This is a genomic window from Bradyrhizobium sp. 31Argb, from assembly GCF_043638955.1.
Taxonomy (GTDB): Bacteria; Pseudomonadota; Alphaproteobacteria; order Rhizobiales; family Xanthobacteraceae; genus Bradyrhizobium.
In genome coordinates, this window is record NZ_JBEGDB010000090.1 from 12012 (window position 1) to 27833 (window position 15822).

Here is a 15822-nt window from a genome sequence, read left to right on the forward strand (position 1 = left end):
ACATCAGCGTCAAGGTTTGCGAGCGGCCCCGGGTTACGCTGGCGCTCCACCCGGGCTGCAGCACTCCAACGCGGCGCCGTCAGCCGGCGATCTCCGTCAGTTCATCGACGGCGAGCAGCGCCTCCGAGCAATCATCGTTGCGGAAGTAGGCGCTGCGGGTGAACAACACGGGAATGCCGGCGCGCGAGGCCGCGAGCAATCCGTTGCGCGAGTCCTCGATGGCGATGCAGCGCGAAGCGGGGAGCGAAAGGCGCGCCAGCATCATGAGATAGACGTCGGGCGCCGGCTTCTTCTCCGGCACATCGTCGCCCGCGACGATCGCCTCGAACCATTCAGCCCAATCCTCGCCCAGCGCGACCGACAATAGCGCATCGATATTGGCATGCGAGGTCGTTGTCGCGATCGCCAGCCGTTGGCTGCGCCGTCGTGCCTTTCGGAGCAAGGCCTCCACGCCGGGCCGCAGCGGGCAGCCGCCCGTTGCGATCAGCTCGGCATAACGCGCGGTCTTGATCCCGTGCAGCTCTGCGATCTCGCGATTCGATAGCAGCGGCATGGTTCGCTTGCACATGGCAAACGCGCGGATCCGCTCCTTGCCTCCGGCGACACGCAGCAACCCTCCGTAGGTCGCCTGGTCCCAGTACCAGTTGAGGCCTGCGCGCGAGAACGCGTCGTTGAAGGCGCGGCGGTGTACCTCCTCCGTCTCGGCCATTGTGCCGTCGACGTCAAAGATCAGTGCGTGGGCGCGGGCGATGAGGTCCTCGAAGGCCGCCGTCCGCACGGCTGTCAGCGTCTCGCTCATGTCTCCTGGTCCGTCGCGCCTTTCGAAAATACCCGGCTTGCCAGCACATCACCGGCCTCGATCGACATCACATCGTCGGTCGTGAGCACCCGGTCGAGCCGGGAGACGATGCGGTTGGCCTGGCGGAGCCGGATGCGATCCAGAGCATTGCGGATCGAACGCGCGTTGGAGAATAGCGGCTGGGTCTTGCGCACGGCGATGTAGCGGATGAAGGCATCACGCGCCGCCGATGAAAGACGATAGTTCTGCTGCTGCAGCATCAATTCGGCGATCGCGAGCAGCTCGGCGTCCGAATAATCGGGGAAGTCGATGTGATGGGCGATGCGGGAACGAAAACCCGGATTGCTCTGGAAGAATTTTTCCATGCGGTCGCCATAGCCGGCGAGGATCACGACCAGATCCTCGCGCTGCTGCTCCATGATCTGCAGGAGAATCTCGATCGCCTCCTGGCCATAGTCGCGCTCATTGTCGGGGCGATAAAGATAATAGGCCTCGTCGATGAACAGCACGCCGCCCATCGCCTTCTTCAGGATCTCCTTGGTCTTCGGCGCAGTGTGGCCGATATATTGCCCGACCAGATCGTCGCGGGTGACGCTGATGACATGGCCGCGGCGCACGAAGCCGAGCCGGTGCAGGATGCTGGCCATGCGCAACGCCACCGTGGTCTTGCCGGTGCCGGGATTGCCGGTGAAGGACATGTGCAGGGTCGGAAAGGTGGTGGCGAGCGCCATCTTCTGCCTGATACGCTCAACCAGCAGCAGCGCTGCGATCTCGCGGATGCGCGTCTTCACGGGCGCCAGGCCGATCAGCTCGGAATCGAGCTGGTCGAGCACGGCGCCGATGCCGAGGTCGGCGAATTCGCGCCGGAGATCGACGGCCTCCAGCGGGGCGTCGTCAGTCTGTGGCTGTGGTTGCGTCATCCTGCTCTCGTGTCGAAAAGCTCCGTCGCCGCAACCTAGCGACGACGGAGAAGTGCATCCGGACCAGGTCGGCCGAGGGAGCCACCCGCCTGGCTTTGAACCGGACGCGGTTAACGGTCGACGTAACGCTCGCCTTCAGGGCGCTCCGCCGCATAAGCGTGCGTCGAATAGCGGAGGTTGCGGCCGACGGATTCCTGCCGGTCGAGACGGAAGCCGGGCTCCTCCTTGGGCCGATTGACGATGAACGAGATGCGAACGGATTCCCATCCGTGGCTCGAATCGAAACCGGAGATCCGGATGTACCGGTCGCCATAGACACGCCGGCATTCGGCGAGCTCCCGCATGATGCCAGCAGCGTCGGGCAAATCGAACATCGGCAGGCCCCACATCTCCCAATAGGTGTTGCGGGGATGCGGATCGTCGGTGAACTCGATGTTCACCGCCCAGCCCTTGTCCAGACAATACTGGACCTGCGCGGTGATCTGCTCGTCGGTGAGATCGGGCAGGAAGGAGAAGCAGCCCTGGGTTATGCGCATGATCAAGCTCCTTTCAGACCGCGACGCTCGGTGTCGGAACGAAATCCGGAGCATCGGTCGATTCGTAGTTGAAGGTGACGTCCTTCCAGACCTCGAGCGCCTCGCGCAGCGGCGTGCAGCTCTGCGCAGCCTTGGCCAGGATCTCCGGCCCCTCATGGACGTAGTCGCGCCCCTCGTTGCGGGCGAGGATCATGGCTTCCAGCGCGACGCGGTTGGCGGTGGCGCCCGCCTGGATGCCCTGCGGGTGACCAATGGTGCCGCCACCGAACTGCAGCACGACGTCCTCGCCCAAGAGGTCGAGCAACTGATGCATCTGGCCGGCATGGATGCCGCCCGAGGCCACCGGCATCAGCTTGTTAAGGCTGGCCCAATTCTGGTCGAAGAACACGCCGTGCTCGAGCTGCATCGGATTGAAGTCCTCGCGGCAGATGTCGTAGTAGCCGCGCGTCGTGTTCGGATCGCCCTCGAGCTTGCCGACGACAGTACCGGCGTGAATGTGATCCACGCCCGCGAGCCGCATCCATTTTGCAATCACACGGAACGAGACGCCATGCGACCGTTGCCGGGTGTAGGTGGAGTGGCCGGCGCGGTGCAGATGCAGGATCATGTCGTTCTTGCGCGCCCATTTCGCCATCGACTGGATCGCGGTGTAGCCGATCACGAGATCGATCATGATGACGACGGAGCCGAGCTCGCGAGCGAAATCGGCGCGTTCGTACATGTCCTCCATCGTCGCCGCGGTGACGTTGAGATAGGTACCCTTGATCTCGCCGGTCGCGGCCTGCGCCCGGTTCACCGCCTCCATGCAGTAGAGGAAGCGCTCGCGCCAATGCATGAAGGGCTGCGAGTTGATGTTCTCGTCATCCTTGGTGAAATCGAGCCCGCCCTTCAGCGCCTCATAGACGACGCGGCCATAATTGCGGCCGGAGAGGCCGAGCTTCGGCTTGACAGTGGCGCCGAGCAGCGGACGCCCGAACTTGTCGAGCCGCTCGCGCTCGACCACGATGCCGGTCGCCGGCCCCTGGAACGTCTTCACATAGGCAATCGGCAGCCGCATGTCCTCGAGCCGCAGCGCCTTCAGCGGCTTGAAGCCGAAGACGTTGCCGATGATCGATGCGGTGAGATTCGCGATCGAGCCTGCCTCGAACAGGTCGAGATCGTAGGCGATGTAGGCGAAATAGCTGCCGGGCGAACTCGGCACCGGATCGACGCGGTAGCACTTCGCGCGATATTTTTCCGCCGCCGTCAGGCGATCGGTCCACACCACGGTCCAGGTCGCGGTCGAGGATTCGCCGGCCACCGCCGCGCAGGCTTCGGTCGGATCGACGCCGTCCTGCGGGGTGACGCGGAACAGCGCGATGACGTCGGTGTCCTTGGGTACGTAATCGGGCTCCCAATAGCCCATGCGCTTGTATTCCATCACGCCGGATTTGTAGCGATCCTTGCCGCGCAGGGTCATCGACTGCATGTTCATATGGTCCTCCTGAAATTGTTCTGGCGTGCCCCTCACGCTGCTTCGGTCATCGCCCCAATTTGCGGATCGAGCGCGCCGGCGCGGTAGCGCCTCGCCATCTCGGAAAGCGGAATCACCTTGATCTTTCCGGCATTGCCCGCGGTGCCGAACTGCTCGAACCGGTCACGGCAAAGATCGCGCAAGGCTTCCATCGCGGGCTTCAAGAATTTGCGCGGATCGAATTCGCTTCTCGATTGGGTCGCGACCTTGCGGAAGGCGGCGGCCATCGCAAGGCGACAGTCGGTATCGATATTGACCTTGCGCACGCCGTGCTTGATGCCGCGGACGATCTCCTCGACCGGAACGCCCCAGGTCTGCGGCATCTCGCCGCCGAACTGGTTGAACATGTCCTGCAATGGCTGCGGCACCGAGGACGAGCCGTGCATCACCAGATGTGTATTCGGCAGCCGCTGATGGATCTCCTCCACCACGCGCATCGCGAGGATGTCGCCATCGGGCCGCCGCGTGAACTTGTAGGCGCCATGCGAAGTGCCCATCGCGATCGCGAGCGCATCCACCTTGGTGGCGCGGACGAAATCGACCGCCTGGTCGGGATCGGTCAGGAGCTGGTCATGGCTGAGCTTGCCTTCGACGCCGTGGCCGTCTTCCTGCTCGCCGCCGCCATGCTCGAGCGAGCCGAGCACGTCGAGCTCACCCTCGACGGAGGCGCCGACCCAGTGCGCGATCTCGACGACGCGGCGGGTGATACCGACATTGTAGTCGTAATCGGCTGCGGTCTTGGCATCGGCCTTCAGCGAGCCGTCCATCATGACCGAGGTGAAGCCGTAGCGGATCGCGGTGGTGCAGGTGGATTCCTCGTTGCCATGATCGAGATGCAGACAGAGCGGTACGTCCGGATACATCTCCTCGAGCGCATCGATCATCTTCGACAGCATGACGTCGCCCGTATAGGCGCGCGCGCCGCGCGAGGCCTGGATGATGACGGGCGCATCGCAGGCGGATGCGGCCTCCATGATCGCGAGCCCCTGCTCCATATTGTTGATGTTGAAGGCCGGCACGCCGTAGCCGCGTTCGGCGGCATGATCCAATAATTGCCTCAGGGTTATCCGCGCCATGCTTATTTCCTTTCGTTTGCCCTCTGGATCACGCGCCTGGCCGCGGCAGCGACGGCGGCCGGCGTGATGCCGAACTCGCGGTAGAGCACGTCGGCCGGTGCGGAGGCGCCGAAACCGTTCATGCCGACGAACTCGCCGTCGTCGCCGAGCCAGCGCGCCCAATCGCCTTCGACGGCAGCCTCGATGCCGACGCACGGCGCATCGCCCAGCACCTTGGCCTGATAGTCGCGCGGCTGCTTCCGGAACAAATCGAAGCACGGCGCGGAAACGACGGCGGCGCGGATGTTCTCGCTTCCAAGCAGCTTCGCCGCCTCGAGCGCGATCGATACTTCCGAGCCGGTTGCAATCAGCGTGACGTCACGGCCTCCGTCCGGCTCGATCGCCACATAGGCACCGAGCGCGACGTAGTTGGTATCGGTCACGTCGCGGAAGGCGGGTAGCGCCTGCCGCGACAGGCACAGGATCGACGGCGAGGTCTCGGCTTGCAGCGCGCAATCCCAGGCTTCCGCGGTCTCGATTGGATCGGCAGGACGGAACACCAGCAGATTGGGAATCGCACGGAGCGCGGCGAGATGCTCGACCGGCTGGTGGGTCGGGCCATCCTCGCCCAGCCCGATCGAATCATGGGTCATGACGTGAATGACGCGGATGCCCATCAGCGCCGCGAGCCGGATCGCGGGGCGGCTGTAGTCGGCGAACGCGAGGAATGTTCCGCCATAGGGGACGAAGCCGCCGTGCAGCGCGATGCCATTCATCGCCGCCGCCATCGCATGCTCGCGGACGCCATAGTGGATATAGCTGCCGTGCAGCCAGCCCGAGCGAACCGGCACTTGCGATTTCGCTAGCGTGAGATTGGAGTGCGTCAGGTCGGCCGAGCCGCCGAGCAGGTTGGGCAGCACCTCGGCGATCGCATCGATCACGTGTTGCGATGCCTGCCGTGTCGCAAGCTTCGGACGTTCGAGCTCGAAACGCTCCTTCAGCTTCGCCATCGCCTCGGTATAGACGCCAGGCAACTTCTTGTTCAGCGCATCGTGGAACGGCGACCTGCCGCCGCCGTTGCAGGCGCGCCGTGAACGCTCGATCCAGGCACGCCGCGCCGCACGGCCGCGCGCGCCGATCTCGCGCCATTCCGCAAGCACGGCTGGCGGAATTTCAAATGGCTGGTAGCGCCAATCAAGCGCCGCCCGCGTTTTGGCGACCTCCTCCGATCCGAGCGGTGCACCATGAACCTTCTCGCTGCCTTGCCGATTCGGCGCGCCGAAGCCGATCACGGTCTGGCAGGCGATCAGTGACGGCAGGTCGCTCTTCCTGGCTTCATCGATCGCCCTCGCAACCGCTTGCGGATCATGGCCGTCGATCCGACAGGCCGACCAGCCGGAGGCCCTGAAGCGCGCGAGCTGATGGTCCGAACAGGACAGCGACGTCGCCCCATCGATCGAGATCCGGTTGTCGTCGAACAGCACGATCAGCCGGTTCAGCCGTAGATGGCCCGCGAGCGAGATCGCCTCGTGGCTGATGCCTTCCATCAGACAGCCGTCGCCGGCGATGACGTAGGTGAAGTGGTCGACGAGTTCATCTCCGAACCGCGCGTTCATCAACCGCTCGGCGAGCGCCATGCCGACGGCGGTCGCGATGCCCTGCCCGAGTGGGCCGGTGGTCGTCTCCACGCCGGGCGTGTGGCCATATTCGGGATGGCCTGGAGTTGTCGATCCCCACTGGCGGAACGCCTTGAGCTGATCGAGCGTCACGCTCTCATAGCCAGTCAAATGCAGCAGCGCGTAGAGCAGCATCGAGCCATGGCCGGCGGAGAGGATGAAGCGGTCGCGGTCGGGCCAGGCCGGGTCATCGGGATCGAATTTGAGGAAGCGCGAGAACAGCACGGTCGCGACATCGGCCATGCCCATCGGCATGCCCGGATGCCCGGACTTCGCCTTCTCGACGGCATCGATGGCGAGGAAGCGGATGGCGTTCGCCATCTCGGCATGGCTGACTTGGGCGCGGCTGGCCACAGACGCAAGTGCGGTCATATCGTTCGCCTCTTTCGTTCCATCAGTTGCAGGATCAGCGGGGTGAGGATGAGCTGCATCGCCAGATCGAGCTTGGCGCCGTGGATCACGATCGAATTGGCGCGCGACATGAAGCTGTGCGGAATCATCGAGAGCAGATAGGGAAAATCGATGCCGCGCGGGTTCTTCAGCCGGATCACGACCATCGATTCGTCCGGTGTGGGGATCCAGCGCGCGATGAACGGATTCGATGTGTCGACCGTCGGCACGCGCTGGAAGTTGATGTCGGTCTCGGTGAACTGCGGGCAGATGTAGTTCACATAGTCAGGCATGCGCCGCAGTATGGTATCGGTCACCGCCTCCGTGGAATAGCCGCGGTGGCTGCGGTCGCGATGCAGCTTCTGGATCCATTCGAGATTGATGACGGGGACGACGCCGATCTTGAGGTCAGCATATTTGGCGACGTTCACCTTGTCCGTGACGACGGCGCCATGCAGGCCCTCGTAGAACAGGAGATCGGAATTCTCCGGCAACGGCTCCCATTGGGTGAAAGTGCCGGGATCCCCGCCATAGAGCCGCGCCTCGTCCCCGTCGTGCACATAGTGCCGCGTCGTGCCGGTGCCGGACTCGCTATAGTCGCGGAACAGCTTTTCAAGATCCTCGAACAAATTGGTCTCGGGGCTGAAATGGCTGAAATGCTTGTTGCCGCGATCGGCCTCCTCGACCATCTTGCTGCGCATCTCGGCGCGGTCGTAGCGGTGGAAGGCGTCACCCTCGACATAGGCGGCGCTGACATTCTCGCGCCGGAAGATGTTCTCGAAGGTCTTCCTGACCGACGTCGTTCCGGCGCCGGAAGAACCCGTGACCGATATGATGGGGTGACGCCGCGACATGCCGGCCTCCTTCAGCGAAACAGTCCGCGGCGCGCGAACAAGGGCGCGTCGGCGTTTTCGAACAGCGGCTCGACACCTTCGTGCATCATATCGATGTCGCGCACGGTGCGCGGCGATCCCATGATCAAGGGCACCCGCTGGTGCGGCGTCCGTGCCGAAAGCTCGAGAATGCGGGCGCGCCCGCTGGAGGCGGCGCCATCAGCCCATTCCATGATCAGCGCCACGGGGTGGGCTTCGTAGAGCAGGCGTAGGCGGCCCTCGCGGTAGCCCGGGCGCACATCGGCCGGATAGAGGAAGACGCCGCCTCGGACCAGGATGCGGTAGGCTTCCGCCACCAGCGATCCGATCCAGCGCATGTTGAAATCGCGGCCGCACTCGCCATTGGCGCCGGCGAGACATTCGTCGATATAGCCGCGCACCGCGCCGCTCCAGTGCCGGCGGTTGGAGGCGTTGATCGCGAACTCCGGCGTATCAGGCGGTATCCGAACGCCGCGCCCGGTCAGCACGAATTCGCGCGTCGGGGGATACAGCGTGAAGACATCGACGCGCTGGTCGAGTGCCAAGACCAGCACGGTCTGCGGGCCATAGATGAAAAAGCCCGCGGCGATCTGCGCGGTGCCGGGCTCGAAGAAGGTCGAGAGGATGTCACGCGCTTTGGGCCGGATCGAAAAGATGGTGCCAACCGAGATGTTGTTCGCAAGATTGGCCGAGCCGTCGAGCGGGTCGATCGCGACACAGAGCGGCGCCTCGGCATCGAGCGTCTCCGGCAGTTCCACTTCCTCCGAGAGCACGGCGGCCACCGGCGCTGTGCGCAGGGCATCGCGCATCAGCCGATCTGCGACAACATCGATGTCCTTTTGGGTGTCGCCGTCGGGGTTGACCGCGCCGTCGCGGCCGGTGATGCCGACCAGCGGGCCCGAGGCGATGACGCCTGCGAGTTCGACCGCGGCCGCGGCCAGCGCCTCCACCACCGCGACGGCTGCGGCGCGGACGCTGTCCTGACGCGCGGGATCGTCGAGATAGGCATGCAATGCAGGAAGATGATCCACGGCCGCTCTCCCATTCATCGAGCCCTCTCGACGGGACTTCGCTTGACGCGGCTCCGGGGTGGAGTCGCTGTCTCCACTATCAACACGCGAATTGCCGAATTAGTGAAATTTTAATATCTTAAGTGTGTCCAAAGTATTTTTTATGGAGGTGTTCATGCCGGGCCATTTCTCGCGCGACCTCACCCTTCGTCAGCTACGCGCATTGACCGCCGTGCATGCGGCCGGCTCGATCACGGGCGCGGCGAACCGGCTCAACCTCACCCAGCCGGCGGTCACCCTGCAGCTTCGCAACCTGCAGGAACTCGCCGGCCTGCCGCTGATCCAGCGCACAGTTGAAGGCATGGCGTTGACCGATGCCGGCCGCACCGTTCTCGCGCTGGTCGAGCGCATCGAATCCGCGCTCGCCGACTGCGAACAGTCGCTCGACATGATTGCGGGCAAGAGCGGCGGGCGTGTCGCGGTGGGCGCGGTCAGCACCGCGAAATACTTCGTGCCGTTCGCGATCGCGGCGTTCTCGCAGCGCTACCCGAAGATCGACGTGACGCTCAGGATCGGCAACCGCGAGGACATCCGCGACGCGCTGCGCGGCTACGATCTCGATATCGCCGTGATGGGGCAGCCGCCACCGGACATCGAGGTCGAGATGCGCCCGCTCGGCAGGCATCCGCACGTGATCATCGCCGCCGCCGATCATCGGCTCAATGGAAAGAAGCGCGTCGCGGCTAGCGATCTCGCCTTTGAGACCTTCATCACCCGCGAGCACGGCTCCGGCACGCGGATGCTGATGGAGCAGTTCTTCCAGAAGCATCGGATCGAGCCCAAGGTCGGCATGGCCATGGACAGCAACGAGACCATCAAGCAGGCGGTGATGGCCGGGCTCGGGATCGCCTTCATTTCCCAGCACACCGTGTTCCACGAACTGGAGGAAGGGCGGCTGGTGGTGCTCAAGGTCGCGGGCCTGCCCGTGATGCGCCAATGGCACGCGATGCGCCGCGCCGACAAGATCCTGCTGCCGCCGGCGCAGGCGATGCTAGAGTTTTTGGGAAAGGAGGGATCGCGCTATTTGCCGAATGCGCGATGAGGACAGCGCATATTTACGCTCAGAACGCGGACCCCGTCATTGCGAGCCACCGGGTCGGCGCGTAGCGCCGCCCGATGACAGGCTCCGCGAAGCAATCCATGCCTCCACTTGCGGAGAGATGGATTGCTTCGTCGCTTCGCTCCTCGCAATGACGGCCGGGAGTCACACGTCGAAGAACACCGTCTCGTTGTCGCCCTGCAGGTGGATGTCGAGCACGTAGACCGCACTCGCCTTGCGCTTGGCAATCAGCGTCGCGCGGCGATCCGACGGCACCAGCGCCAGCACGGGATCGGTGGCGTTGGCCGCTTCATCGTCGAAATAGATCCGGGTGTAGAGATGCAGCAGCATGCCGCGCGCGTACACCGCGAGCAAAATGTGCGGCGCCTGCGGCTTGCCGTCCGGATCAGGTACCTGGCCCGGCTTGATGGTGTCGAAGGAGTAGCCGCCCTTGGCATCGGTGCCGACGCGGCCAAACCCCTTGAACGAACTGTTGGGCAACGCGCGGGCATCCTGCGGATCGGAGAACCGGCCCTGCGCGTCGGCCTGCCAGATCTCCAGCATGCAGTCCGGCACCGGCACGCCGTCGCCGTCGAACACCGTGCCTTCGACGCGGATGCGTTCGCCGGAAACGTCCGGGGTGATCAGATTGTTGGTGAAGGCGTCGTTCCACGCGTACTCTCCGTTCGGCGTCAGGCCGTATTTGAAATACGGGCCGACCGTCTGCGATGGCGTGATGCCGTCCGGCCGCTGCTCGCTCACTATTTATTCTCCATCGGCGTCGCGTTCCTGCCGCGCAGGACAATGTTGAAGCGGTAGCACAGCGCCCATTCCGGCTGGGTGTTCTCGAGATCGAACGACGAGATCATCCGCGCGCGCGCCTTCTCATCCGTCACCGAATTGAAGATCGGATCGAACGGAAACAAGGGATCGGCCGGGAAATACATCTGTGTCACCAGGCGCGAGATAAAGGAATGGCCGAATACCGAGAAATGGATGTGGGCCGGGCGCCAGGCGTTGTGGTGATTGCCCCACGGGTAGGCGCCGGGCTTGATCGTGATGAACCTGTAATAGCCGCTCGCATCGGTCTGCGCGCGGCCGGCGCCGGTGAAGTTCGGATCGAGCGGCGCCGGATGCTGATCGACGACATGGACGTAGCGGCCGCAGGCATTGGCCTGCCACAACTCGACCAGCGCGTTGGGCACGCCGCGGCCGTCCTCGTCGAGCACATGGCCGTGCACGATGATGCGTTCGCCAAGCGGCTCGCCCTTGTGCTGGATCGTGAGGTCGTTGTCGTTCTCGCGCACGGTCTCGTGGCCATAGACCGGGCCGGTCAGTTCGGAGAGCGTTTGCCGGATCGGAATCAGCGGCTTTTGCGGCGCGCGCTTGACCGTCGAGCGATAGCCTGGCGATAGCCGCGGCGGATGCGCCGCGAGCGATTGCAGCGGATAGAGCAAGGTCATGACGATTTCCTCCCTGGCGCTCCTTGCCGGTGAGCCAGCCGTCGAATCATTATAGGATATAACTAACCCGGAAAAGCGGTGTTTTCGCTCTTTCAGGTCAACTCTATCTCTTCATCCTGAGGAGCCGCGCTTGCGCGGCGTCTCGAAGGATGAGGTTTGAGACGCCGCGCGAAGAGCGCGGCTCCTCACCATGAGGGTCAAGCACTTAGTTGAACTTCTCGATCGCTGCCGCAACGCCTTGGCCGACGCCGACGCACATGGTTGCCAAGGCAAGCTTTCCGCCCCGCTTCTCCATGCCATGCACCGCCGTCAGGGCGAGCCGCGCGCCGCTCATGCCGAGGGGATGGCCGAGCGCGATAGCGCCACCATGCGGGTTCACGAAGTCGGCATCCTCCTTGACCCCGAGCTGGCGCAGGCAGGCTATGCCTTGCGAGGCGAAGGCCTCATTGAGCTCGATCAAATCGAAATCAGTGATCTTGAGGCCGAGCCGCTCCATCAATTTGCGCGTCGCCGGCACCGGGCCGATGCCCATGATGCGCGGCGGCACCGCGGCGGACGCGAGCCCGAGGATGCGCGCCCGCGGCGTCAACCCGTGCTTCTTCACGGCGGCCTCGGACGCAAGGATCATGGCGGCGGCGCCGTCGTTGACGCCGGAGGCATTGCCGGCCGTCACCGTGCCGGGATTGCGCACCACCGGCTTCAGCTTGGCGAGGCCTTCCAGCGTCGTCTCCGGACGCGGATGCTCATCCTTGTCAACGGTAATGGGGCCCGCCTTGCCGCCCGGCGCGGAGACCGGCGTGATCTCCTCGGCGAAATAGCCGGCCGCGATTGCGGCGCCTGCGCGCTGCTGCGAGCGGATCGCGAACGCATCCTGGTCAGCGCGCGAGACCTGGAATTCCTCGGCGACGTTCTCGCCGGTCTCCGGCATCGCATCGACGCCATACTGCGCCTTCATCAGGGGATTGATGAAGCGCCAGCCGATCGTGGTGTCGAAGATTTCGGCCGAGCGCGAGAACGCTTCCGCCGCCTTGCCCATCACGAACGGCGCCCGCGTCATCGATTCAACACCGCCGGCGATCGCGAAATCGATCTCGCCGGCGCGGATGGCGCGGCCGGCGGCGCCGACCGCGTCGAGGCCGGAGGCACAAAGCCGGTTCAGCGTCTGGCCGGGAACCGTATCAGGCATGCCCGCGAGCAGCAGCGCCATGCGCGCAACGTTGCGGTTGTCCTCGCCGGCCTGGTTGGCGCAGCCGAAAAAGACCTCATCCACCTGCGCCCAGTCCAGATTCGGATGCTTCGCCATCAGCGCCTTGATCGGGGTGGCGGCGAGATCGTCGGTGCGCACCTTGGCGAGAGATCCGCCGAAGCGGCCGATCGGGGTCCGGACGGCATCACAAATGTAGACATCACGCATCGATTCTCTCCCTGATTGCCGCCGGTTCGGCGCTAGAGGCTTGGATTGGGGCCGAGTTTTAGGAGCGCCCAGACGAGAGGTCAATTGACGGGAACGCGCCCCTCGCCCGCTCTCACGACGTGGAGAGGGTGGAAAACCTTCAATCGGCCGGCAAAGCGGTGGGACGGAAGGACGAAATTTTGTAGTTTCCGCCCCCTCATGACCGTCCAGCAGCCTATTCCCGTTCCATCCGAAACGCCGAGCGCGGAAGCGCCCATGCGCGTCACGCCAATGATGGAACAGTATCTCGAGATCAAGGCCGCCAATCAGGGCCTGCTCCTGTTCTACCGGATGGGCGATTTCTACGAATTGTTCTTCGAGGACGCCGAGATCGCCTCCAAGGCGCTCGGCATCGTCCTGACCAAACGCGGCAAGCACCAGGGCATGGACATCCCGATGTGCGGCGTGCCGGTCGAACGCGCCGAGGACTATTTGCACCGGCTGATCGCGGCCGGCCACCGCGTCGCCGTGTGCGAGCAGAGCGAGGATCCGGCGACGGCGCGCGCCCGCGGCAACAAGAGCGTCGTGAAGCGCGACGTGGTTCGGCTGGTGACGCCGGGCACGCTGACCGAAGACACGCTGCTCGATGCCCGCACCAATAATTACCTTCTGGCGATTGCGCGCGCCCGCGGCTCGTCCGGCGGCGACCGCATCGGGCTCGCCTGGATCGATATTTCGACCTCCGAATTCATGGTGACGGAATGCTCCGTCGCGGAGCTTCCGGCGACGCTGGCGCGGATCAATCCGAATGAAGCCATCGTCGCCGACGCGCTCTATAATGACGTCGAGTTCGGGGCACTGCTGCGAGAATTGCCGGCGGTGACGCCGCTCACCCGTGACGTCTTCGACGGCGCCACCGCCGAGCGGCGGCTGTGCGACTATTTCGCGGTCGCGACCATGGACGGCCTCGCCGCGATGTCGCGATTGGAAGCCACCGCCGCCGCGGCCGCCGTCACCTATATCGACCGCACGCAGGTGGGCAAACGGCCGCCATTGTCGCCGCCCTCGCGCGAAGCGGTCGGCACGACGATGGCGATTGACCCGGCGACGCGCGCCAATCTCGAATTGACCCGAACGCTCGCCGGCGAACGCCGCGGCTCGCTGCTCGATGCGATCGACTGCACCGTGACCGCTGCCGGCTCGCGCCTGTTGGCGCAGCGGCTCGCGGCGCCGCTCACTGACAGCGCTGCGATCACGCGGCGGCTCGATGCGAGCTCGGCCTTCGTCGCGGATAGTGCCGCACGCGAGGATATCCGCAGCGTGCTGCGCGCGGCGCCCGACATGTCCCGCGCGTTGGCGCGGCTATCGGTCGGCCGCGGCGGCCCGCGCGATCTCGCAGGGCTCCGCGACGGCATCCTGGCCGCCGATCAGGCCTTGGTGCGGCTGGCGCAGCTCGATCAGCCGCCCGCTGAAATCGTGGCCGTAATGGAGGCGCTGCGCCGCCCGTCGCGGGACTTAGCGCATGAATTCGAGCGCGCGCTCGCCGAGCAATTGCCGCTGATCAAGCGCGACGGCGGTTTCGTTCGCGAAGGCTATGAAGCTGCGCTGGACGAAAGCCGAAACCTGCGCGATGCCTCACGCCTTGTCGTTGCTTCGATGCAGGCGCGCTACGCCGAGGTGACCTCCGTCAAGGCGCTCAAGATCCGGCACAACAATGTGCTCGGCTATTTCGTCGAGGTGACCGCGCAGCACGGCGACAAACTGATGACGCCGCCCTTGAACGCGACCTTCATCCATCGCCAGACGCTCGCCGGCCAGGTCCGCTTCACCACCTCCGAACTCGGCGAGATCGAAGCCAAGATCGCCAATGCCGGCGACCGCTCGCTCAATCTCGAGCTCGAGATCTTCGACCGGCTCAGCGCCATGGCGCTTGCCGCAAGCGACGATCTGCGCGCCGCCGCGCACGCCTTCGCGCTGCTCGATGTCGCGACCGCGCTCGCAAAGCTCGCGGTCGACGAGAACTACGTGCGGCCCGAGGTCGAGCATTCCCTAGGCTTTGCGATCGAAGGGGGCCGCCATCCGGTGGTCGAGCAGGCCTTGAAGCGCGATGGCCAGCCGTTCATCGCCAACGCTTGCGACCTCTCACCGGGGCCGGCGCAGAAATCCGGACAGCTCTGGCTCCTCACCGGTCCGAACATGGCCGGCAAATCGACCTTCCTGCGCCAGAATGCGCTGATCGCGCTGCTGGCGCAGATCGGAAGCTATGTGCCGGCGTCGCGGGCGCGGATTGGCATTATAGACCGCCTGTTCTCCCGCGTCGGCGCGGCTGATGACCTCGCGCGGGGACGCTCGACCTTCATGGTCGAGATGGTCGAGACGGCGGCGATCCTCAACCAGGCGAGCGAACGCTCGCTGGTGATCCTCGACGAGATCGGCCGTGGCACGGCGACCTTCGATGGCCTCTCGATCGCCTGGGCCGCGATCGAGCATCTGCATGAGAACAACCGCTGCCGCACACTGTTCGCGACGCATTATCACGAGCTCACCGCGCTCTCGGCAAGACTGCCGCGACTGTTCAACGCCACGGTGCGGGTGAAGGAATGGCAGGGCAATGTCGTGTTCCTGCACGAGGTGCTGCCGGGCTCGGCGGATCGTTCCTACGGCATCCAGGTGGCAAAGCTCGCAGGATTGCCGCCAGCGGTGATCACCCGGGCGAAATCCGTGCTGGCGAAACTGGAGGCGCAGGACCGCGGCCAGACCGCGCGCGCTTTGGTCGATGACCTCCCGCTGTTCGCCATCCCCTCCCGCGCCGCCGCGGAAGCAGCACCGCCGAGCGAGGCAGAGCTTCTGGTGGAGGCGGTGAAAGCGCTGCACCCCGACGAGATGTCGCCACGCGAGGCGCTGGAAGCGCTCTACGCGCTGAGGGCAAAACTGCCGAAGCAGTAGACCCTGCCGTAGATGGGGTAACGGGCCCCGGGCTGCCCTCCAAGCGAGCCGCGCTTGCTACGGCGCTATGGGTGGCGCGCTGCGCGCGGCTCGCTTGGAGGGCGGGCGGTCGTCCCTCACATTGATGGTGTGACGGAGTCGAGGATGAAC

General features: G+C 64.9%; 13 protein-coding genes. 2 read left to right on the forward strand and 11 right to left on the reverse strand.

The window, feature by feature from the left end; translation table 11 throughout:
- Positions 1-79: 79 nt before the first annotated feature.
- The 8 genes from AAFX91_RS18940 to AAFX91_RS18975 form a co-directional block, all read right to left on the reverse strand.
- The gene (locus tag AAFX91_RS18940; RefSeq protein WP_282528814.1) at positions 80-799 is read right to left on the reverse strand and encodes an HAD family hydrolase; all 720 of its coding nucleotides are present in this window, start codon (positions 797-799) and stop codon (positions 80-82) included.
- Positions 796-1719, reverse strand: coding sequence for a CbbX protein (gene cbbX / locus AAFX91_RS18945; protein WP_282528813.1), 924 nt, complete (start codon positions 1717-1719; stop codon positions 796-798). Before cbbX ends, AAFX91_RS18940 begins: the two co-directional genes overlap by 4 nt.
- Positions 1720-1829: 110 nt before the next feature.
- Positions 1830-2255 (reverse strand): ribulose bisphosphate carboxylase small subunit, encoded by a 426-nt coding sequence (locus tag AAFX91_RS18950; protein ID WP_394567407.1) that lies wholly within the window; start codon positions 2253-2255, stop codon positions 1830-1832.
- 13 nt (positions 2256-2268) lie between these two features.
- Positions 2269-3729 carry a form I ribulose bisphosphate carboxylase large subunit gene (locus AAFX91_RS18955; protein ID WP_394567409.1) on the reverse strand — a complete coding sequence of 487 codons (1461 nt, stop codon included), beginning with the start codon at positions 3727-3729 and terminating at the stop codon, positions 2269-2271.
- Positions 3730-3761: 32 nt separating this feature from the next.
- On the reverse strand, positions 3762-4844 hold the full coding sequence (fba, locus tag AAFX91_RS18960) for a class II fructose-bisphosphate aldolase (protein WP_394567410.1): 1083 nt from the start codon (positions 4842-4844) through the stop codon (positions 3762-3764).
- 2 nt (positions 4845-4846) lie between these two features.
- Positions 4847-6871, reverse strand: a complete 2025-nt coding sequence (gene tkt, locus AAFX91_RS18965; RefSeq protein ID WP_130580520.1) for a transketolase — start codon at positions 6869-6871, stop codon at positions 4847-4849.
- Positions 6868-7743: a phosphoribulokinase gene (locus AAFX91_RS18970; RefSeq protein ID WP_130580521.1), complete on the reverse strand. Its 876-nt coding sequence runs from the start codon at positions 7741-7743 to the stop codon at positions 6868-6870. Before AAFX91_RS18970 ends, tkt begins: the two co-directional genes overlap by 4 nt.
- An 11-nt stretch (positions 7744-7754) precedes the next feature.
- A complete protein-coding gene (locus AAFX91_RS18975) occupies positions 7755-8810 on the reverse strand; it encodes a class 1 fructose-bisphosphatase (RefSeq protein ID WP_394567411.1) in 1056 nt (351 codons plus the stop codon).
- Positions 8811-8946: 136 nt separating this feature from the next.
- On the opposite strand from AAFX91_RS18975, the gene AAFX91_RS18980 reads away from it, so the two are divergent.
- On the forward strand, positions 8947-9873 hold the full coding sequence (locus AAFX91_RS18980) for a LysR family transcriptional regulator (protein ID WP_394567412.1): 927 nt from the start codon (positions 8947-8949) through the stop codon (positions 9871-9873).
- 162 nt (positions 9874-10035) lie between these two features.
- Here the strand turns inward: AAFX91_RS18980 and pcaG are convergent, their stop codons facing one another.
- The 3 genes from pcaG to pcaF all read right to left on the reverse strand — a co-directional run bounded on the left by pcaG (position 10036) and on the right by pcaF (position 12747).
- Positions 10036-10632, reverse strand: a complete 597-nt coding sequence (gene pcaG / locus AAFX91_RS18985) for a protocatechuate 3,4-dioxygenase subunit alpha (protein WP_394567413.1) — start codon at positions 10630-10632, stop codon at positions 10036-10038.
- Positions 10632-11333 carry a protocatechuate 3,4-dioxygenase subunit beta gene (pcaH, locus tag AAFX91_RS18990; protein ID WP_282528808.1) on the reverse strand — a complete coding sequence of 234 codons (702 nt, stop codon included), beginning with the start codon at positions 11331-11333 and terminating at the stop codon, positions 10632-10634. The genes pcaG and pcaH overlap by 1 nt, the downstream gene beginning before the upstream one ends.
- Before the next feature lie 205 nt (positions 11334-11538).
- Positions 11539-12747, reverse strand: a complete 1209-nt coding sequence (pcaF, locus tag AAFX91_RS18995; protein ID WP_394567414.1) for a 3-oxoadipyl-CoA thiolase — start codon at positions 12745-12747, stop codon at positions 11539-11541.
- Positions 12748-12945: 198 nt separating this feature from the next.
- Between pcaF and mutS the strand changes: the two genes are divergently transcribed.
- Positions 12946-15672 (forward strand): DNA mismatch repair protein MutS, encoded by a 2727-nt coding sequence (mutS, locus tag AAFX91_RS19000; protein ID WP_394567415.1) that lies wholly within the window; start codon positions 12946-12948, stop codon positions 15670-15672.
- Positions 15673-15822: the final 150 nt, after the last annotated feature.

Coding starts and splice junctions, on each gene's coding strand:
- AAFX91_RS18940 (WP_282528814.1), bottom strand. CDS start 799: ATGAGCGAGACGCTGACAGCCGTGCGGACGGCGGCCTTCGAGGACCTC.
- cbbX (WP_282528813.1), bottom strand. CDS start 1,719: ATGACGCAACCACAGCCACAGACTGACGACGCCCCGCTGGAGGCCGTC.
- AAFX91_RS18950 (WP_394567407.1), bottom strand. CDS start 2,255: ATGCGCATAACCCAGGGCTGCTTCTCCTTCCTGCCCGATCTCACCGAC.
- AAFX91_RS18955 (WP_394567409.1), bottom strand. CDS start 3,729: ATGAACATGCAGTCGATGACCCTGCGCGGCAAGGATCGCTACAAATCC.
- fba (WP_394567410.1), bottom strand. CDS start 4,844: ATGGCGCGGATAACCCTGAGGCAATTATTGGATCATGCCGCCGAACGC.
- tkt (WP_130580520.1), bottom strand. CDS start 6,871: ATGACCGCACTTGCGTCTGTGGCCAGCCGCGCCCAAGTCAGCCATGCC.
- AAFX91_RS18970 (WP_130580521.1), bottom strand. CDS start 7,743: ATGTCGCGGCGTCACCCCATCATATCGGTCACGGGTTCTTCCGGCGCC.
- AAFX91_RS18975 (WP_394567411.1), bottom strand. CDS start 8,810: ATGAATGGGAGAGCGGCCGTGGATCATCTTCCTGCATTGCATGCCTAT.
- AAFX91_RS18980 (WP_394567412.1), top strand. CDS start 8,947: ATGCCGGGCCATTTCTCGCGCGACCTCACCCTTCGTCAGCTACGCGCA.
- pcaH (WP_282528808.1), bottom strand. CDS start 11,333: ATGACCTTGCTCTATCCGCTGCAATCGCTCGCGGCGCATCCGCCGCGG.
- pcaF (WP_394567414.1), bottom strand. CDS start 12,747: ATGCGTGATGTCTACATTTGTGATGCCGTCCGGACCCCGATCGGCCGC.
- mutS (WP_394567415.1), top strand. CDS start 12,946: ATGACCGTCCAGCAGCCTATTCCCGTTCCATCCGAAACGCCGAGCGCG.